19 protein-coding genes are annotated in these 19,631 nt (G+C 55.9%); 16 read left to right on the top strand and 3 right to left on the bottom strand.

What is annotated here, in order from left to right; genetic code table 11:
• The first annotated feature begins 32 nt into the window (after positions 1–32).
• Positions 33–1,220, top strand: a complete 1,188-nt coding sequence (gene cgtA, locus ABNH18_RS03505) for an Obg family GTPase CgtA (RefSeq protein WP_349381493.1) — start codon at positions 33–35, stop codon at positions 1,218–1,220.
• Positions 1,221–1,287: 67 nt separating this feature from the next.
• Positions 1,288–2,418: a glutamate 5-kinase gene (proB, locus tag ABNH18_RS03500; protein WP_349381492.1), complete on the top strand. Its 1,131-nt coding sequence runs from the start codon at positions 1,288–1,290 to the stop codon at positions 2,416–2,418.
• A gap of 141 nt (positions 2,419–2,559) precedes the next feature.
• On the opposite strand, the gene rpsT is transcribed toward proB, so the two are convergent.
• Entirely contained in the window at positions 2,560–2,826 is a 267-nt protein-coding gene (gene rpsT / locus ABNH18_RS03495) for a 30S ribosomal protein S20 (protein WP_011587742.1), read from the bottom strand.
• 85 nt (positions 2,827–2,911) lie between these two features.
• Here rpsT and ABNH18_RS03490 point away from each other — a divergent pair, with 85 nt between their 5' ends.
• From ABNH18_RS03490 to ABNH18_RS03430, 13 genes are all read left to right on the top strand, one after another.
• Positions 2,912–3,070 carry a hypothetical protein gene (locus ABNH18_RS03490; protein WP_349381491.1) on the top strand — a complete coding sequence of 53 codons (159 nt, stop codon included), beginning with the start codon at positions 2,912–2,914 and terminating at the stop codon, positions 3,068–3,070.
• A gap of 2 nt (positions 3,071–3,072) precedes the next feature.
• Entirely contained in the window at positions 3,073–4,638 is a 1,566-nt protein-coding gene (gene murJ / locus ABNH18_RS03485; protein WP_349381490.1) for a murein biosynthesis integral membrane protein MurJ, read from the top strand.
• 83 nt (positions 4,639–4,721) lie between these two features.
• Positions 4,722–5,705 carry a bifunctional riboflavin kinase/FAD synthetase gene (ribF, locus tag ABNH18_RS03480; RefSeq protein WP_349381489.1) on the top strand — a complete coding sequence of 328 codons (984 nt, stop codon included), beginning with the start codon at positions 4,722–4,724 and terminating at the stop codon, positions 5,703–5,705.
• 11 nt (positions 5,706–5,716) lie between these two features.
• Positions 5,717–8,530 (top strand): isoleucine--tRNA ligase, encoded by a 2,814-nt coding sequence (gene ileS, locus ABNH18_RS03475; protein ID WP_349381488.1) that lies wholly within the window; start codon positions 5,717–5,719, stop codon positions 8,528–8,530.
• On the top strand, positions 8,523–9,068 hold the full coding sequence (gene lspA, locus ABNH18_RS03470) for a signal peptidase II (protein ID WP_349381487.1): 546 nt from the start codon (positions 8,523–8,525) through the stop codon (positions 9,066–9,068). Before ileS ends, lspA begins: the two co-directional genes overlap by 8 nt.
• A complete protein-coding gene (locus ABNH18_RS03465; RefSeq protein ID WP_349381486.1) occupies positions 9,061–9,531 on the top strand; it encodes an FKBP-type peptidyl-prolyl cis-trans isomerase in 471 nt (156 codons plus the stop codon). The genes lspA and ABNH18_RS03465 overlap by 8 nt, the downstream gene beginning before the upstream one ends.
• 109 nt (positions 9,532–9,640) lie before the next feature.
• A complete protein-coding gene (gene ispH / locus ABNH18_RS03460) occupies positions 9,641–10,576 on the top strand; it encodes a 4-hydroxy-3-methylbut-2-enyl diphosphate reductase (protein WP_349381485.1) in 936 nt (311 codons plus the stop codon).
• A 261-nt stretch (positions 10,577–10,837) separates the two neighbouring features.
• The gene (locus ABNH18_RS03455) at positions 10,838–11,314 is read left to right on the top strand and encodes a GspH/FimT family pseudopilin (protein WP_349381484.1); all 477 of its coding nucleotides are present in this window, start codon (positions 10,838–10,840) and stop codon (positions 11,312–11,314) included.
• The gene (gene pilV / locus ABNH18_RS03450) at positions 11,314–11,832 is read left to right on the top strand and encodes a type IV pilus modification protein PilV (RefSeq protein WP_349381483.1); all 519 of its coding nucleotides are present in this window, start codon (positions 11,314–11,316) and stop codon (positions 11,830–11,832) included. The genes ABNH18_RS03455 and pilV overlap by 1 nt, the downstream gene beginning before the upstream one ends.
• Positions 11,829–12,557 carry a PilW family protein gene (locus ABNH18_RS03445; protein ID WP_349381482.1) on the top strand — a complete coding sequence of 243 codons (729 nt, stop codon included), beginning with the start codon at positions 11,829–11,831 and terminating at the stop codon, positions 12,555–12,557. The genes pilV and ABNH18_RS03445 overlap by 4 nt, the downstream gene beginning before the upstream one ends.
• Positions 12,554–13,093 (top strand): PilX N-terminal domain-containing pilus assembly protein, encoded by a 540-nt coding sequence (locus ABNH18_RS03440; protein WP_349381481.1) that lies wholly within the window; start codon positions 12,554–12,556, stop codon positions 13,091–13,093. Before ABNH18_RS03445 ends, ABNH18_RS03440 begins: the two co-directional genes overlap by 4 nt.
• Positions 13,094–13,102: 9 nt before the next feature.
• Entirely contained in the window at positions 13,103–16,117 is a 3,015-nt protein-coding gene (locus tag ABNH18_RS03435) for a PilC/PilY family type IV pilus protein (RefSeq protein WP_349381480.1), read from the top strand.
• Positions 16,117–16,557 (top strand): type IV pilin protein, encoded by a 441-nt coding sequence (locus tag ABNH18_RS03430; protein WP_349381479.1) that lies wholly within the window; start codon positions 16,117–16,119, stop codon positions 16,555–16,557. The genes ABNH18_RS03435 and ABNH18_RS03430 overlap by 1 nt, the downstream gene beginning before the upstream one ends.
• On the opposite strand, the gene ABNH18_RS03425 is transcribed toward ABNH18_RS03430, so the two are convergent.
• Entirely contained in the window at positions 16,554–17,066 is a 513-nt protein-coding gene (locus ABNH18_RS03425) for a GspH/FimT family pseudopilin (protein WP_349381478.1), read from the bottom strand. The genes ABNH18_RS03430 and ABNH18_RS03425 overlap by 4 nt on opposite strands.
• Before the next feature lie 103 nt (positions 17,067–17,169).
• Here ABNH18_RS03425 and ABNH18_RS03420 point away from each other — a divergent pair, with 103 nt between their 5' ends.
• Positions 17,170–18,285: an NAD(P)/FAD-dependent oxidoreductase gene (locus tag ABNH18_RS03420; RefSeq protein WP_349381477.1), complete on the top strand. Its 1,116-nt coding sequence runs from the start codon at positions 17,170–17,172 to the stop codon at positions 18,283–18,285.
• Here ABNH18_RS03420 and ABNH18_RS03415 read toward each other — a convergent pair.
• Positions 18,225–19,625: a sigma-54-dependent transcriptional regulator gene (locus ABNH18_RS03415; RefSeq protein ID WP_349381476.1), complete on the bottom strand. Its 1,401-nt coding sequence runs from the start codon at positions 19,623–19,625 to the stop codon at positions 18,225–18,227. The two genes, ABNH18_RS03420 and ABNH18_RS03415, sit on opposite strands and share 61 nt — an antisense overlap.
• Between the last annotated feature and the right edge of the window lie 6 nt (positions 19,626–19,631).

The following is a 19,631-nucleotide window of genomic DNA, read 5'->3' as shown; positions in this document are numbered from 1 at the left end:
ATGGCATCTACCCCGTTGAGAGTCTGTTCCCCATGCAATTTGTCGATGAAGCCACTATTGATGTCCATGCTGGAAAAGGCGGAGACGGCTGTCTGAGTTTTCGTCGCGAGAAATACGTGGAGTTCGGTGGCCCGGACGGCGGTGACGGTGGCGCTGGCGGCCATGTCTTTGTACAGGCCGACACCAATATCAACACCCTGGTGGATTACCGCTACGACCGTAACTTCAAGGCGCGCAATGGTGAGCCGGGCAAGGGGCGGCAGATGACGGGCAAGTCCGCGGATGACGTTATTTTGTATGTGCCGGTCGGTACCACCGTGGTGGATCTGGATACCGAAGAGGTGCTGGCGGACCTGACGGCCACCGACAAGCCGGTGATGGTGGCCCAGGCGGGCCGGGGTGGCTTGGGGAATATCCACTTCAAGAGCAGTGTGAACCAGGCGCCACGAAAAACCACCAAGGGCAAGCCTGGTGAGTCCCGGCGCTTGCGCCTGGAATTGAAGGTGCTGGCGGATGTGGGGCTGCTCGGCATGCCCAATGCGGGCAAAAGCACCCTGATTCGTGCTATTTCCGCGGCCAAGCCGAAAGTGGCGGATTACCCGTTTACCACCTTGATCCCGAATCTTGGGGTGGTGAAGGCGGACCGCTACCGCAGTTTTGTGGTGGCGGACATTCCCGGCCTGATCGAGGGGGCGGCGGATGGTGCTGGCTTGGGGATCCGTTTCCTCAAGCATTTGGCGCGCACCCGTTTGTTGTTGCACGTGGTGGATCTGGCGCCCATGGACGGTTCCAGTCCGGCGAATCATATTGATGCGATTGCTGATGAGCTGGACCGGTTTTCCCCGGCGCTGGCTGAGCAGGAGCGCTGGCTGGTATTCAACAAGATCGACCTGATGGCCGATGACGAAGCCCAAGCGCAGGCGGATGCCATTGTGGATGAGTTGGGCTGGCAGGGGCCGGTGTTTAAAATTTCCGCCGCTGCTGGCGTTGGCTGTGAAGATCTGGTTTACGCCTTGATGAATGCCATTGAGGATCGTCGCCGGCTGGAGACAGAAGATCCGGCCTACGCCGCGGCCCAGTTGGATTTGCGTGCCCGCCTTGAGGAAGAGGCTCGCGAAAAGGTGCAGGAGCTCAAGGTCGAAGCCCGCCGCGCTCGTCAAAATGATAGTGATGACGACGATGATGACGATCACGATGTGGAAATCGTCTACGAGCCGTAGAGGTCTGCGGTGATGCACGGGTAGTAAGCGAATAATCGATGTTCAGCCCCGGTAATAAGGAGTGAGCGTGGCGGATCGCCAGCGTTGGGTAATCAAGATTGGCAGTGCTCTGCTGACCAATGACGGCAAGGGGTTGGACTGCGCGCTCATGCAAACTTGGGTGGACCGCATGGTGGCCCTGCGTGAGCGCGGCATCGAGGTGGTTATTGTCTCCTCCGGGGCCGTGGCCGAGGGAATGACCCGGCTGGGCTGGTCGGTGCGCCCGGAGTCCGTGCACGAGCTTCAGGCTGCCGCCGCGGTGGGGCAAATGGGTCTGGTGCAGGCCTGGGAGTCCCGCTTTCAGCAGCATCAATTGCACACCGCCCAGGTGTTGTTGACCCATGATGATCTTTCCGACCGTAAGCGCTATCTCAATGCCCGTTCCACGCTGCTGACCCTGCTGGGGTTTGGTGTGGTGCCGGTGGTGAACGAGAATGACACCGTGGTCACCGACGAAATTCGCTTTGGTGATAACGACACTCTGGCGGCGCTGGTGGCGAATTTGGTGGAGGCAGATCGGCTGCTGATCCTCACGGATCAGGACGGTTTGTTTGACGCGGATCCACGCAGTAATGCCGGTGCTAATCTAATCCGCGAGGCCCAGGCCTCGGACCCGACCATTGCACGCGTTGCTGGCGGTGGCGGTTTGTTGGGGCGCGGAGGCATGGCCACCAAGGTGCGGGCCGGCAAGTTGGCGGCGCGTTCCGGGGCCATTACCACCATTGCCTCCGGGCGTAGCCCGCAAGTGCTGATTGAGCTGGCAGACGGTCAGGGGCCGGGCACGACGTTACTTCCCGATACCTCGCCCATGAATGCTCGCAAGCAGTGGTTGGCGGGGCACCTGCAAATGCGCGGACGTCTGGTGCTGGATGCTGGCGCCGTGGCGCGTTTGCGTGATGGCGGCTCGAGCTTGCTGCCGGTGGGCGTGGTGGATGTGTTTGGCCAGTTTTCCCGTGGTGAGATGGTGGCGTGTGAGGATGAGCAAGGCGAGCGGGTCGGCTGTGGCCTGGTGAATTACGATGCGGCGGATGCGCGGCGGATTTGTCGCAAGAAAAGCGCCGAGATCGCTGATGTTCTGGGCTTTATGAATGAGGAAGAATTGATCCACCGGGATAATCTGGTGGTGTTTGACGCCGGAAGCCTGACGCCGGAGGCTTGACGCGCAAGCGAGGAGCGAGTTTCGAGAAGCGAAAGGCAAGACCGGTTTGGATTTTCGAAACTCGCTCCTCGCAACTTGCTACTGATTTTCAGACATAAAAAAACCGGCTCAAGGCCGGTTTTTTTATGTCCACCAAAGAGCTTAGGCAGCCATCGCCTTGATCTTGGTGTTCAGGCGGCTCTTGTGGCGAGCGGCCTTGTTCGGGTGAAACTTGCCCTTGCGAGTGGCTTTGTCCAGCACAGACACCGCTTGGTTATAAGCTTCCTGAGCGCTGCCTTGGTCGCCGGACGCAATAGCCGCGTTCACCTTCTTCAGGTATGTGCGCACCATGGAGCGCATCGCTGCGTTGTGCTGACGGCGATTTTCCGCCTGACGCGCACGCTTGCGTGCTTGCGGTGAGTTAGCCAAGGTCCTGCTCCTATCTAAAATTCGAGGTCAAATTCGGTTTACGACACTGGCCCTGTGGGCCGACCTGAGTATTGGAAGCCAATCTATGGTCAAAAAATACACGGGCCACGGTCTAAAGACGCGCAACTATGCCGATCAAGGCGGCCTGTGTCAATGGGAAAAGCCTGCCGAAATGATGATTGGCACGCGGTTCTCTGGCGGTTTGGGTGGCCTTTCGTTAACCTTCACCGGTTTCCTGGAGTGACCATGACTGATAGCCCCGAGCAACCCCCGAAAAAGGCAGGTTTACTGGCCTCCACCGCCGTGGTGGCGACCATGACCATGCTGTCGCGGGTGCTGGGATTGGTGCGCGATGTGGTGATTGCCCGCATGCTGGGCGCCTCCGCCGGGGCGGATGCGTTTTTTGTGGCCCTGAAAATTCCGAACTTCCTGCGCCGGTTGTTTGCTGAAGGGGCGTTTAATCAGGCTTTTGTGCCAGTGCTTAGCGAATACCGTAGCAATGGCAGTATGGCCGCCACCAAATTGCTGGTGGATCGGGTGGCGGGGACGCTGGGCGGCACCCTAGTGCTGGTAACGCTGGTGGGTGTGCTGGCTGCCCCTGCGATTATCTGGGTGTTTGCGCCTGGTTTTGGCGACGACCCACAAAAACGGGCGCTGACGGTGGAAATGCTGCGCCTGACCTTCCCTTATCTGTTCTTTATTGCTCTCACTGCGTTTGCCGGCGGCATTCTTAACAGTTGGAACCGCTTTGCGGTGCCGGCCTTTACTCCGGTGCTGTTGAACCTAAGCCTGATCGGCTGCGCCCTGTTTCTGGCGCCGCACTTTAGCGAAGATCGCATGGCGGTGGCGCTGGCCTGGGGTGTGTTGATCGCCGGGGTGGTGCAGTTGTTATTCCAGTTGCCGTTTTTGGCCCGGCTGAACCTGATGCCCATTCCGCGCATGGGCTGGGGTGACCCGGGTGTGCGCAAGATCATGAAACTGATGGCGCCAGCGTTGTTTGGGGCGTCCGTCTATCAGCTCAATTCTCTGGTCAATACGATTCTGGCCTCCATGCTGGAAACCGGCTCGGTGACCTGGCTGTACTACACGGACCGCTTGATCGAACTGCCGTTGGGCATTTTTGCGGTGGCCATCGGCACAGTGATTCTGCCCAGCTTGTCCAGCAAGCATGCGGATGCTTCCCCGGAGTCGTTTTCGCGCACCCTGGATTGGGCTATTCGCATGGTGTTGCTGATTGGCTTGCCGGCGGCGCTGGCGCTGTTCGCGTTGGCCGAGCCGCTGTTGTCCACCTTATTCCAATACGGTGAGTTTTCTGCCTTTGATGTGACGAAAACGGCGGCCTCCCTGCGCGCTTACAGTGCCGGCTTGTTGGCGGCCATGCTGATTAAAGTGCTGGCGCCAGGCTTTTATGCCCGCCAGGACACCCGCACTCCGGTGCGCATCGGGGTGTTGGCCATGCTAGCGAACATGCTGTTGGGTGCGGTGCTGGTATGGGAGTGGCGCCATGTGGGGCTGGCCACCGCCATGGCGCTGTCGGCCTGGTTGAATGCCGGGTTGCTGTACCTGGGGCTACGGCGTAGCGGGGTGTACCAGCCGCTGCCGGGTTGGGCCTTGCAGTGGTGTCGAATGCTGTTGGCGGGCGCGGCAATGGTGGCGGCTTGTTACTGGCTGTCGTTGCAGACTACGGTGTGGCATGAAGCCGGGGTGTGGCATCGGGTGGGCTGGTTGTCGCTGATTGTTGGCACTGGCGTAGCGATTTATTTGTTGTCCCTGGTGATACTGGGCTTGCGGGTGCGCCATCTGCGTCGCTAGCGATTTCGCATTGTGGCGCCTTGGCGTGTGTCGTGTGCCTGCGCAACTCTGTATAATCGAGCGTCTTTTGATACGAGGATGAGATGCGACTGATTCGCGGCATTCACAATCTGCGCGATACGCATCGCGGCTGTGTGGCCACCATCGGTAATTTCGATGGGGTGCATCAGGGCCATCAGCGCATTCTGGATCAGGTGATCGCAGAGGCCCGTCGCCGTGGGGTGAAATCCACGGTGATGCTGTTCGAACCTCAGCCCCAGGAGTTCTTTTCCCCGCAGACCGCGCCACCGCGGCTGATGTCATTGCGTGACAAGCTGATTGCTTTGCGCGAGGCCGGGGTGGATCAGGTATTGTGCGTACGCTTCGACGAGCGTTTTCGGTCGCTGACCGCAGAGGCTTTTGTCAAAGCCCTGTTGGTGGAGGGGCTGGGCGTGAAATATCTGGTGGTGGGGGACGATTTCCGCTTTGGCTGTGGCCGGGATGGGGATTTTTCCTACCTGCAGCAGGCTGGTGAGCAGTTCGGCTTTGCGGTGACGGATACCGCCACCTGTGAAGTTCACGGCGAGCGGGTGTCCAGTACCCGGGTGCGGGCAGCGCTGTGTGACGGTGATTTCGCTTTGGCCGAACAGTTGCTGGGCCGGCCTTTTTCGATCAGTGGCCGGGTGCGTCATGGTGACAAGATTGGCCGGACTCTGGGCTTACCCACGGTCAATCTGGCTCTTAAGCGTTTGCAGTCTCCTTTGCACGGCGTGTTTGCGGTGACGGTTACCGGCGCCGGACTCACCGACCAGCCGGGCGCGGCCAATATGGGCACCCGGCCCACGGTGAATGGCACGGAAAATCGCCTGGAGGTCTATCTGCTGGATTACAGTGATTCGGTGGGTGGTTCTGGTTCGGGCGACGCGCAGCACACGCATCAAGACAGCCTTTATGGCGCACACCTGACCGTGGCTTTTCGCCATTATGTGCGCCCGGAAGAAAAATTCGCGGATCTGGACCAACTCAAAACTGCCATCCGGCAGGATGTGGACGCGGTTCGGGCTTTTTTTGATATGCCTACGGTGTAATAAGCGGAATCATGACGGACTACAAGGCAACGCTAAACCTTCCCCAAACCGGCTTTCCGATGAAAGCCGGCCTGTCCCAGCGTGAACCTGCGCGGCTCAAAGAGTGGCAGCAAAAGCAGCTGTACCAGAAGATTCGCGAGACCTTTGCCGGTCGGCCCAAGTTCATTCTTCATGATGGCCCTCCCTACGCCAACGGCGATATTCATATCGGCCATGCGGTGAACAAGATCCTCAAGGACATGATCGTCAAGTCCCGCACGCTGGCGGGCTTCGATGCCCCCTATGTGCCGGGCTGGGATTGTCATGGCTTGCCCATCGAGCTGATGGTGGAGAAGAAAGTCGGCAAGGCCGGGCACAAAGTGGACGCTGGCACCTTCCGCAAGAAGTGCCGCGAATACGCCAGCAAACAGGTGGCCGGGCAAAAGTCCGACTTTATGCGTCTGGGCGTGTTTGGCGATTGGGATAACCCCTACCTGACCATGGATTTTGCCTTTGAGGCGAACATCATCCGCTCGCTGGGCAAGATCGTGGACAACGGTCACCTGCAACAAGGCTTCAAGCCGGTGCATTGGTGTCTGGATTGCGCCTCCGCGCTGGCGGAAGCGGAAGTGGAATACGAAGACAAAACCTCGCCGGCCATTGATGTGGCCTTCCCGGTAGTCGATGTCGCTGACTTTGTTGCGCGCTCGGGTATCGAGGCGGGCGAACCGGCGCTGGTAATCTGGACCACCACGCCCTGGACTCTGCCAGCCAACCGGGCGGTGGCAGTGCATCCGGAGCTGGATTATGTGCTGCTCTCCGGCGAGCTGGACGGCGTAGCCCGTGAGCTGCTGGTGGCTGAGGCGCTGGCCGATGATTTGGTGGCGCGCTGGGGGCTGGAAAATGTGTCTCGCTCAGCGACAGTGACAGGCAATAAGCTGGAGATGCTGGCCTTGCAGCATCCGTTCCTGGAAGCCCAAGTGCCGGTGATCTTCGGCGAGCATGTGACCACCGACGCCGGTACTGGCTTGGTGCACACTGCCCCGGGTCATGGTGCCGATGACTTTGTGGTGGGCAAGCAATATGACCTGGACCCGATCAGCCCGGTGTTGGATAACGGCCTGTTCCGCGACGATCTGCCAGTGGTGGGAGGCCTTCATGTAAGCAAGGCCAACGAGCCGGTGATCGAGGCGCTGAAAGACATCGGTAATTTGGTGAAGCTGGCGAAAATTGAGCACAGCTACCCGCATTGCTGGCGCCATAAAACGCCCCTGATTTTCCGTGCTACGGCGCAGTGGTTTGTGTCCATGGATCAGGCGGGCCTGTTGCCTCGCGCCCGTCAGGAAATCGACAAGGTGCAGTGGCTGCCCGAATGGGGTAAGGCGCGCATCGAGGGCATGCTTACCGATCGCCCGGACTGGTGTATCTCCCGCCAGCGCACCTGGGGCGTGCCCATTGCCCTTTTTGTTAATAAAGAAACCAGCGAGCTGCACCCGGACACTCCGGCCCTGATCGAACAAGTGGCCGAGCGGGTGGAGAAAGAGGGTATTGATGCCTGGTTCGATCTGGATCCGGCGGAGCTGCTGGGCGAGCAAGCGGATCAGTACAGCAAGGTCACCGATACGCTGGACGTGTGGTTCGATTCCGGTGTGACCCACTATTGTGTGCTGGATCAGCGCGAGCAACTGCGGGCTCCGGCGGACTTGTATCTGGAAGGCTCGGACCAGCACCGTGGCTGGTTCCAGTCGTCACTGTTGACCAGCTTGGCGATTCGCGATGCGGCGCCCTACAGCACGGTGCTGACTCACGGTTTCACCGTGGACGAGCATGGCCGCAAGATGTCCAAGTCGGTGGGTAACGTGATTGCCCCGCAGGAAGTCTGGAACGATCTGGGTGCAGATATTCTGCGCCTGTGGGTGTGTGCCACGGACTATCGGGGCGAGATGTCCGTGTCCAAGGACATCCTCAAGCAGATGGGCGATAGCTATCGCCGTATCCGCAATACCAGCCGTTTCCTGCTTTCCAATTTGAGCGGGTTCGAGCCGGCCACCGATGCCTTGAAGCCGGAACAGATGCTGGCACTGGATCGCTACATCGTGGACCGTGCCCTGCAAGTGCAGGCTGAGATCAAGGAACTGTACGAGGGGTATCACTTTCATCAGGTCTACCAGAAGCTGCATAACTTCTGCGCGCTGGATCTGGGCGGCTTTTATCTGGATATCATCAAAGATCGCCAGTACACCACCCAGGCCGATTCCGTGGCACGGCGCTCTTGCCAGACCGCCTTGTACCATATCGCGCAGGCGCTGGTGCGCTGGATGGCGCCGGTGCTTAGCTTCACTGCCGAGGAAATCTACGAGAACTTGCCCGGTGACCGACTGGATTCCGTATTCCTGGCCGAATGGTACGACGGCCTATTCGCGCTGGCCGACGATGCAGACATGGGCCGGGCATTCTGGGATAAGGTTCAGGACGCCAAGCAGGCGGTGAACAAGGCAATCGAAGGCGCCCGCGCTGCCAAGCTGATCAAGGGTAGCCTGAGTGCCGAGGTGGTGTTGTTCGTGGATTCGGAGAAAGAGGCGCTGTTGCAGCGTCTTGGCGATGAGCTGCGCTTTGTCACCATTACCTCTGATGCTGTTCTCAAGCCGTTGGCTGACGCACCTGCTGAGCTGGAAGAAGCCGCCGTGGCGGGCTTGAAAGTGCAGGTGCTGGCCTCGGCTCACACTAAGTGTGCCCGCTGCTGGCACCATCAGCCGGACGTGGGCAGCCACGCCGAGCACCCGGAATTGTGCGGGCGCTGTATCGCCAATGTAGATGGCAGCGGTGAGGTTCGACACTATGCCTGATAATACGCCGGATGCCGGACGCCAGACGCCGGGCAGTACAAAAAAATGGTTGCCCGGCCAGTTATCCTGGTTGTGGCTGACCGGGCTGATTATCGCGCTGGATCAGTGGACCAAGCATGAAGTGGTCGCGGTGTTTTCGCTTTATGAACGGTTGGAGGTGTTTCCGCACTTTAACCTGACCCTGGCTTATAACAGCGGGGCGGCCTTTAGCTTTCTGGCCGATGCCGGTGGCTGGCAGCGCTGGTTTTTTACCGCTATCGCCGTAGGTGCTTCGGTGATGATTCTGATCTGGCTGGCACGTCTCACTGCCGCCGAAAAGCTGCAAGGTATGGCCCTGTCACTGATTCTGGCCGGCGCTTTGGGTAATTTTTATGATCGGCTGGTGTTGGGGCACGTGGTGGATTTTCTCGATTTTTATTGGGGCGATTATCACTTCCCGGCCTTTAATATTGCTGATACCGCCATCACTATCGGTGCAGCACTGATACTGCTGGATATGCTGCTGGGGGCCAGAAAGGAGCCCAAAGACAATGACTGAGTTACTGCGCGCAGGGCCGGAGACCCGTATCACCCTGCACTTTGCCGTGCGTCTGATGGATGGCACAGACCTGGATTCCACCTTCGATGGTGACCCCGCCTCTTTTGTGTGGGGAGACGAGTCTCTACTGCCAGGGTTTGAGAACGCTATCCGCGGGCTTAAGGCTGGAGATCGCCGCAGCGTTTTTCTTGAAGCCGCCAAAGCCTTTGGCGATTACAACGAGCAAAATGTGCAGCATTTCACCCGCGACACCTTCGCCGAGCACGATTCCCTGGAGCCCGGCATGGTGCTCAGCTTCGCCGATGCGGCCGGTGCCGAGTTGCCAGGCGTGATTAGCAAGGCTGACGAGGAGTGGGTGATGGTAGATTTCAATCACCCGCTGGCGGGCCGGGATCTTACCTTTGAGGTAGACATTATCAGTATTGAGCGCTACGCCCCCGAGCAGCCGGTCACGCTGAATTAGACTACACTGCAGGTCCATGCCCTTGTCTTAGGCAGGGTCGCAGACCCGGCAGCTTCCCGGTTACACTTTACTTCATTCCCATGGCGGCATTAGCCAAGCAGGATTGTTTATGGAAATCCGTCTCGCCAACCCCCGCGGTTTCTGTGCCGGGGTGGACCGTGCCATCGACATCGTCAACCGGGCGCTGGAAGTGTTCGGGCCGCCGATCCATGTTCGTCACGAAGTGGTGCATAACCGCTATGTGGTGGAAGACCTGCGCCAGCGCGGCGCGGTATTCGTGGAAGAGCTGCACGAAGTGCCGGACGACGCCATTGTTATCTTCAGCGCCCACGGTGTCTCCAAAGCGGTGCAGGAAGAGGCCGAACGGCGCCAGCTGCAGGTCTTCGATGCTACCTGTCCGTTGGTCACCAAGGTGCATATGGAAGTCATCCGTTATGCCCGTGAAGGCCGCGAAAGTATCCTGATTGGCCACGCGGGCCATCCGGAAGTGGAAGGCACCATGGGCCAGTATGATACCTCCTATGGCGGCGACATCTATCTGGTGGAAGACGAAGCCGATGTGGCGAACCTGGCGGTGCGCGATGAAAGCAAACTGGCCTTTGTCACCCAGACGACCCTCAGTGTGGACGATACCGCCAGGGTTATCGATGCCCTGCGCCAGCGCTTCCCGGCCATCCTTGGTCCCAAACGCGAAGACATCTGCTACGCCACCACCAACCGGCAGGACGCCGTGCGCCAGCTGGCGCTGGAGTGTGGGCTGGTGCTGGTGGTGGGCTCGGTGAACAGCTCCAATTCCAATCGCCTGCGAGAACTGGCCGAGCGCTGTGGTGCTGCTGCTTACCTCATCGATGAGCCGTCCCAGATCGAAGCGGACTGGCTCAAGGGTAAGACCACCGTTGGCGTTACCGCTGGCGCGAGCGCGCCTGAGGACCTGGTGCAGCAGGTGATTGCCACTCTCAAAAGCCTGGGCGGCAACGATGCCGAAGAAATCCCCGGCCGTGAAGAAAATATCCGTTTCTCCATGCCCAAGGCGCTACGCCCGTAGCGTCTGTCCCGCCTTTTCGACCGTTCATTCCTGGCCTCCATTGCTGGTTCTTTATGTTAGGCAAAAAAATGCGCCAGTCTACGATTAAAGTGTGAGGCCTCTCACACACTAAAGTACCAAAACCTATTGTTTTTCAGCAGCTTATACCGTTCGGTGGCGGCAATGCTCCGCTGGTCTCCATTCAATTGAAGGCATATCCGGCCTTGCTAGAGTGATACCACGAATAAAAACCGATAGACCGGGGCTGGGATGAAAACAGGGTTGAAAATTCGAAGTCAGGCGGGCTTCACCATCATTGAGTTGATGATCGGCCTTGCAGTGACAGGCATTCTCTTGGCTATTGCCGTGCCGGCCTTTAATGACCTTCAGGCTAGAAATGCGCTTCGCTCTACGTCTGCTGATTTTATTACGGCGATCAATACGGCCCGTATTCAGGCCGTCAACCTGCGTACCGACGTAACCCTCAAGCCCATTTCCGGTAGTGACTGGGGGGCGGGTTGGATGATCGAGTATCCAGCGTCTGTCATCACCGAAGAAAACCAGGAATTTCAGCCAACCGGTAGCGGCAAAATCGTCTCCGAAGACGGGCTCGATGAAATTGAATTTCGCAGTAATGGGTTATCAGGTGCTGGCGAAGCGGAATTCTCTCTGTGCGATGACCGTAGTGGAGAGGAAGGCAGAACGATTACCGTGTCGCCGTTTGGCAAGGTCACCAATGAAGTGAAGAGTTGCAGCTGATGAAGATCATAAGAAAACAACAGCGTGGCGTTGGGCTTATCGAGGTAATGATCGCCTTGCTGGTGCTGGCAATTGGGGTGCTTGGCTATGCGGGAATGCAGCTTACCGCATTGAAGACGGCCGAAGATGCCAATAATCGAGCCCAGGCTACCTTGCTTGGCCAAGATGCCCTTGAGCGGTTTCTTGCCAATGAAACCGCAATGGCCACTTACACGAATGTGGATAGCTGGGAAGAAGAGAGTGCGACCCCAGGGGAGAAACCGGGGGCACTAAATGACTGCATCACCAGTTCTTGCTCTTCAGACGACCTGGCCACTTGGGATATCACCCTGCTGGAATGGCAGGCGGCGAACCGACTGCCTGGCGGAATAATAGCGGTGGATGAATGCCAGCATGCTGCTGATATCAGCTGTGTAATCATTAGCTGGAACGACGATGAGCCAAGTGATTGCATGACCAACGATGGCGTAAACACGGATGAAGGCACGTCTTGCGTAGTGTTGGAGGTGGCACGATGAAAAAAAGCAAAGGGTTTAGCCTCGTTGAGCTAATGGTGGCGATGCTTCTCGGCTTGCTCATTACTGGGGCCGCGTTGCAGCTGTTTATTGCCAACCAGCAATCCTTCGCCTTACAGCAGACACTGTCACGTGTTCAGGAAAACGGGCAGCTTTTCGTGCGCTTTTTGGTGGCAGATCTGCGTAGAGCCGGCCTTGAAATGGACGGGATGTCTGCATTACCCGATGAAAAAGGGGTTCGGTTCGCGGCTACCGGGGCAGTGCCAGGCTCAGCAAACGGCAACGATTATGATCGGTTGACGCTGGGCTACCACGGAATGTCGGACTGCGAAGGTTCCGTCGTGAGCGACCTGGAGGAAGTGGTGAACACGTATTTTGTGAATGGTGATGCGGAGCTTGTTTGCCAAGGCAATTTGACTGCGGGCAATGGTGTGGTGCTGCTCGATGGCGTTGAGGCCTTTGAGGTGCTGTACGGCATTGATGAGAGCAAGGATGGCTACGCCAATGTGAGCCGTTATGTTGAGGCTGGAGACCAAGGTGTCTCGCCGGTTATCGCAGTTCGCTTTTCGCTTCTTCTAAAAGAGGAGAGTAACTCATTGCCGCAAAGTGATGGCAGTCGAAAATTTTATGTGCTGACAAAGACAGTAGATGAACCAGAAGATCGTTCGGTCCGCCGTATTTTTATGTCTACAGTCAAAATGCGTAACTACCAATGGGATGCCGTATGAATAGCAATATTACGACATGGCGAAGCCAGCAGGGCGCCGCCCTAGTGGTTGCTTTGCTAATTCTGGTGGTGGTGTCCCTGCTTGGGGTGTCAGCAATGAAGTCCAGTGTGTTTTCGGCGAAGGTGGCCACGGGTACCCAGGCAGATGCAATGACGTTTGAGGCGGCTGAAACCGCGTTAACAGAAGTGTATTCCGAGCTGAATGCCATGAGCGGGGAAGATTTGTATGCCTCCATGGGGGGCGGGGCTGTGTTGCAGCGTTGCGTCTCCAGTTCGAACAAAAATAAAGCTGGGGCATGCGTTAAGGGTGATTACCTTGATTCACGCCAGCTATTACAGTCCTCGTCGGCCAGTAAGCTTAATGGATATGAGCCTGTTCCGGGTTCGCAGATTAGTACCACCGGAGGCGGCGCAGTGTATGTGGACTATAAGGTTGCGATGCTTGGTGAGAGCGAAATGAACAGTTTTAATCTTGATAATCATCATTTGCAGGAAGCGCTTAAACGCGGCCTCAAGCCAGGTTCGGAAATCGAATAAGGGGGAGTTATGAACAAAATCCGGAAAACACTTCTTTTAATGTTGTTGGTTTGTTTGTTTCCAACCAGCCTCTATGCCGATGATACGGAAATTTTCTTTTCCCGAGCGACGGCAGATAACAATGATAATGTGCCTGCGGCTAACGTGATGATTCTTTTAGATACGTCTGGCAGCATGAGGTACTGTGAGTCAGATTTAGGGTTTAGTGGCAATCAGCCCAAATGGTGTAATAAAGAGAACAATCGACGCATTGTTATGCTGATAGATGCATTTAATACGATGATTGATAATGTGCCCAATGGAGTGCGCATCGGTGTTAGCCGGTTCCGCCGGGGCGAGACCGATGGTGGCCATGTGATGGTCCCTGTTGTGGAGGTGGATAGCCAGACAACGCAAGTTCTCAAAGATGCGGTGGTCAGTACCTATAAGCACTCCAGTGACCCCACTGGAGGTACTCCGACTTCTGAAGCCTACTATGAAATGCGTCGTTATATGATGGGGCAGTCTCCTATTTATGGTGAAGACGGAGAGGGAGGTTACAGCCAGGATTTTGTTTGTCTGGAGTATGCCCAGAGACCGATAACCGTGCCGGACTATAATAATGTCATCAATAGAAAAGAGGTTAATTACTGTAATATAGATAATAATGATTGTGTGCGAGAAGGGTCTTTCTTTAATCGTAGATATTACAAGCTCGAGTTTGGCACCAAGGAAATCATGGAGAATTATTGTGCTGACCCTGCTCCCATCGTTGAAGATGGGAGATATGTCTCTCCGATGAAAATGAATAACCAGTGCGAAGCAAACTATGTGATTGTGATGACAGATGGTGCTCCTAGTAAGGATTTTGATGAGCTTCCTTCTAATTTGTGTTCCTCGGCGACAGGCAGCATTTCCAGTAGCTACACTTGTCAGGAGAAGACGGCCAAATACCTTAATAGCACCTCAAATGCAAAAGGGCGAGAGGTGTTCACCTCTAATATCGGTCTTTATATGGGTGGCTATAAGGATGATATGGAAGGTGTGTCAAAAGCAGGTGGCGGGCAAACCTATAACGCTGAATCTGCACAGCAATTGGCACAAGCCTTTATTGATGAGTTGGATTTGATTGACGAAAACTCGCGTTCGATTGCTTCGCCTGGTGTGGCGATTAACCAAATGAATCGTTTTCAGCACCTTGATCAGCTTTACTATTCCGTATTCGAACCGACCAGTAGTAGTTTCTGGGAGGGGAACCTGAAACGTTACCAGCTTGAAGGCGGTGTAATAAAAGGCCAGAACGGCGCAGCGGTTAGTGAAAGCACGGGTTACTTTAAAAACTCCGCCCAGAGTTTTTGGAGTGAAGTTGTTGATGGCTATGATGCGAAGGTAGGTGGTGCCCGTGACGAGGTCAGTGAGCGGAAGCTTTTCTATAGTACCTCTAATGCCAATAAAAACCTTAGCAAGCTTGATTGGGATCAAGTGGGTACGACGGGTTATCTGGGAAAAACCGATCTTGGTCTTGACTCTACCGCGACGGATGCCGATCTGAATTTACTGCTGGACCAGCTTAAGGTGGTTTGGGGCGACCCTCTCCACAGTGTGCCTCTGATGGTGAATTATGGGGGCAAGAGCGAAAACAATATTGTCTTTGTTTCAAATAATGCCGGGATGCTGCATGCGATTGACGTCTCCGACGGTTCAGAAGAATTTGCTTTCATGCCCCATGACTTTCTTAAACGGGCAGATGAAGTGACTACAAATAAGCTTGGTTTAAATACCGATAATACCCGGCAGAGCTATGGGCTGGATGGCAGCTGGGTTTCATGGCGCAAGCCTGGCGAATCAGTGACGGATAAGCCTGAAGCCGTGTATATCTATGGTGGAATGCGTCGCGGTGGGCGTAATTACTACGCTCTTGACGTTACGTCCCTGAATAGCCCCAAAATGCAGTTTTCTGTTATTGAAGGCGGAAGCGGGGACTTTGATGATTTAGGCCAGACGTGGTCAACCCCGACGTTGACGCAAATTCCGGTCGGTGATGAAACTAAGCCAGTTTTGGTGTTTGGGGGTGGCTATGACCCGGCAGGGCACGACAATCGCCAGGGAATGGGGCGCGTATCCGGGGACTCCATGGGGAATGCGATCTATATCGTCGATGCGGAAAATGGCAGCCTAATCTGGTCGGGCACAAGCAAGAGCAATGCAAATTTGAAGTGGTCCGTGCCTGGTGGTATTTCGGTTGTCGACAAAGAGTTTGATGGAGTCGCGGACTTTTTGTATTTTGGCGACCTTGGTGGTCAACTGTTCCGAGTAGATATTGATCAGTCTGGTAATTTAAATAACTCGGTTCACCGGCTTGCCAGTCTGGGTGGCTCTTCAGCGTCTACGAATCGGCGTTTTTATGATGCGCCATCTGTGGTGTATCTGAATGAAGGCGGTCAGAAAGTGTTGTATGTGGCGGCGGCATCCGGATATCGCTCCCATCCGTTGGATGAAAAAACCCAGGATGGAGTCTTTGTTGTGAAGGACAAAACAGCGATGGCTCAAACGATAACGGCTCCTGAAGATGTAAGTTTGAGTCAGATGACAAATGTCTCAAACGGGGAGGCAGACTCTAAGGATATGGGGTGGTTCTATTATTTGGAGTCCGCAGAGAAATCTATGTCATCGCCTGTGGTTTTTGATGGTGTGCTGCGGTTTTCGACTTATTCACCGAAAGGGGAGGACCTGGATGATAATCCATGTGCCGTAAGCTACGGCCGATCGTTCCTACATACGGTGGATATTGTGACATCCAAACCCGCCACCAATAATGACGGAACTGTACCTGATTCCCGTAGAGAGGATCTGGATCAGACGACCCCACCTCCTTCTCCTGTTCTTGTAACGGATGGTGAAGGCAATATTGATGTGGTGGTTGGTACGGAAGTCGTCGGCGAACAGGATATGGGGTACAGCCATCTTCGAAAGCGTCGTTGGTATCAAATGGATGAAACTCAGGCTAACGAGTTCAAAGCGCCACCTGGCGATGAGGAGGAGTAATGCTTGGGAATCACTGTAATGGGCGGCTCAATCACCGTGGTTTTACCCTGATCGAGCTGATGATTGTGGTAGTGATAGTGGCCATTCTGGCCGCTATCGCCTACCCAAGTTATACACGCTATGTTCAGGATACCCGGCAGGCAGAAGCGCAAGGGGAGATGATGGCGTTGTCGGGGGCGCTGGAGCGTTACCGCGCCAAGAATTTTTCCTATAAAGATGCAAAGTTGTCTGATCTGTCGCCTGTGCTTGCCAATAGTGAATATTTCACGACAGCAATCTCCGTGACAGGAACAGGAAGCCAGCAGTATGAAATTACTACAACGCCGAAAACGGGCTTAATGACAGGCACCGAAGTGTTGAAGATCAATAGTGAGGGACAGACTTGTATGAAAGTCTCTGGCTGCACTATTGGCTCTGATGATTCCTGGAAAGAGCATTAATCGCAGTCTTCCGGCTTGGCCGTTTCCACTCTGGGGCGGCCAATCCAGTTCATGACAATTCTTCTTGCTGCGACGTGATTGCATAGATAGAAGCTGCCATTCTGGAAATGGCTATTGCCTCGGTTGTGAAATACGAGTGCATCCCCTTTGAAGCGTTTCCAGACCAAGCGAGTTGCTCCGGGGAGTTGGTAGCGCTCAATAATTTCAGACGCCTTCAATGCCCCGTCATTATTCCGATCAAACCCCATCCAGACCATCTGCGTTTTTTCGAACTTGCTGCAGCCTGCCTGGCCATCGCAGAGCATGCGATTTCCATCGGTAATCGCGCCGGCACGAGCCTGCCGGATTAGGCTATGTAATGTCATTGTGGCTGTGCGAACCTGGTAGCGTGGAATGAGGTCGTTCCAGGCATGTGAGGCACAGACAGAGAGAATCCCCGCTATCGTCATCGTCGTTAGTAATTCTATCAGTGTGAGTCCTTGTTGTTGCCGGTGTTGGTAGTGGACCATGGGCTGGGCTCCTTTAGCATTGCTATGGGAGCCTACGGGAGAATGTACTTGCCGGTTATGCTATCGTTGCCCTCCTTAATGTCTTCCGTTTCCCCGTATTGCCATGTCAGATGTGCTCGTTGTAGGTGGTGGAGTTGTCGGTCTTCTTTGTGCGTTTGAGCTTACGCAGCGTGGAAGAAGGGTGACGATCATTGATTCTCCGTCTGAATATCCGCCGGCTTCTTGGGCCGGTGGCGGCATTCTTTCCCCGTTGTATGCTTGGCGTTATTGCGATGCGATGACGCGCCTGTCAGTGGACGCCTTTTCCCGTTATCAACAGATACTGGCCGAATGCGACTCGGTAAGTACCCCGGATTGCAATGGGCTGCTGCATAGCGGTGGCCTGTGGGTGGAAACGGCTGGTGATGACGCTGTTCGTGCCCATCAGTGGGCGCAGCGCTGGCAGGTTCCTGTGCAGGCTATGTCTGCCAGCGAGCAGATGCGAGAGTCTGCTGCTGGAGCGGGGCTGTTGTTCCCGACGCTGGGTAATATTCGTAACCCTGGCCTGTTGAAAGTGTTGCGCGCGTATTTGCGGCGCCGAGGTGTTTGTTTCCAGTCTGCGACCGTTAGCAAGGTGCTCCCTGCTGTGTCAGGAGGAAAGGTTTTGGCTGCGGATGGCAGGCAATGGCAAAGCGATACTATCGTCATCAGTGCAGGGCATGCGGCGCCGGATCTGTTGCTCCCGCTGGGGCTGACGATGCCGTTGTTTCCTGCAAAAGGGGAGATGCTTCTGTATCGCATGAAGCCCGGTCAGGTGCCTGCGGTTATGCTGACTGAGCGTGGCTATCTTATCCCACGGCAGGATGGCTCTGTGTTGGTGGGCTCAACGTTGAGAAAAGGTGACCGGACGACGTATCCGACGGTGGCTGGTCGTTATCAGTTGGAGCGGTTGGCTGCGTCATTATGGCCGGAGCTGGCATCCTGTTCGCCGGCTTTTCATTGGGCCGGTGTGCGGCCGGGTTGTGAGCGAGATATCCCGTTTATCGGGCAGGTGCCTGGCGCGAAAGGTGTGTTTGCTGCGTTAGGCCATTACCGTAATGGTTTGGTGGCGGCCCCAGCCAGTGCTGAATTGCTCGCCCAGCTGATCACTGGTGAGCTGCCGTTTACTGACCCCCGGCCTTATTCTTTATCTTCTGCTTCGTCATCATCCCGGTCCAGCTCCAGCTTTTTCAATCGGTAACGCAAAGAGCGGAAAGTCATACCCAGTTTTTTGGCCGCGGCGGTGCGGTTCCAGTGAGTGGTATCCAGAGCCTTGAGGATTTCCTGCTTTTCAATTTCCTGAAGAAAATCTTCCAGAGGTTGCTCGTTGGGCCTTGCCGGTGGTGCTGTTGACGATATTGCAGCGTTATAGCGGTTTGAGGCGGCGGATGAACGGCCTGACGTCAGGCGCAAATGCTCCGGGAAAATGGTGTCGCCGTCACACAGGGTTAAAGCACGCTCCAAGGTATTTTCCAGTTCCCGAACATTGCCAGGAAATGAATAGTTTTCAATGGCGCTTACCGCGTCAGAGCTAACGCTGGGAGGCGGAACTTCCCAGGCCTGGCTGAGCCGGTTAAGAATATGCTGGACCAGTTTGGGAATGTCTTCACGCCGTTCGCGCAGGGGCGGCACATGGGCTTCAATGACGTTTAGCCGATAGAAGAGATCCTGCCGAAAGCGCCCCTCTTCCATTTCGTCTTCCAGGTTCTTGTGGGTGGCGCAGAGAATGCGCAGGTTAACCTGAAATTCTTTGGCTTCGCCCACCGGTCGCACGGACTTTTCCTGGATGGCTCGCAACAGTTTGACCTGCATATGCAGCGGCAGGTCTGCGACTTCATCCAGAAACAGGGTGCCGCCGTCGGCTTCACGAAATAGACCTTTCCGGTCTTCCACCGCGCCGGTGAAGGCACCTTTGCGGTGGCCAAAGAATTCGCTTTCCATCAGCTCCGACGGAATGGCACCACAGTTGACGGCGACGAAGGGTTTCTCCCGGCGGGGGCCGAGAGTGTGGATCAATCGTGCAATGCGTTCTTTACCGCTCCCAGACTCGCCGCTGATATAGATGGGCGCTTGGCTGCGGGCCAGTTTCCGCACCTGGGTTTTCAGTGCCACCATGCTGGGGGCGTCACCGATCAGGTTGTCTTCGTCCTCATGGTGCTCTTCGGTTTCGCTGATGCCCAGGCCGTCTTCAATTAACTGCCGTAAGCGGTCCAGGGCGACCGGTTTGGCAATGAAGTCGTAGGCGCCGTATTTCATGGCGCCGGTGGCGGTTTCCATGCTGCCGTAGGCGGTGATAACGGCGGTGGGCATGGTTGGACAATGCTGCGAAATGAACTGCAGAAGCTCAAGCCCGGTACCGTCCCCCAGATTCATATCTGTCAGACACAGGTCGTAACGCTGCTCGTTGAGCTGCTGCTTTGCAGCAGAGAGCGAGTCGGCGGCGGTGGCCTGGAGTTTCATGCGGCCAAGGGTAATGACAAGCAGTTCTCTCAGATCCGCTTCGTCGTCAACAACCAGTACGTGGGGGATGTCTGCACTCATAGGCGA

It is taken from the genome of Alcanivorax sp. (genome assembly GCF_040118815.1).
Classification (GTDB): domain Bacteria; phylum Pseudomonadota; class Gammaproteobacteria; order Pseudomonadales; family Alcanivoracaceae; genus Alcanivorax.
Note: the sequence above shows the minus strand (reverse complement) of the source record. Positions and strands in the feature narration are given on the sequence as shown.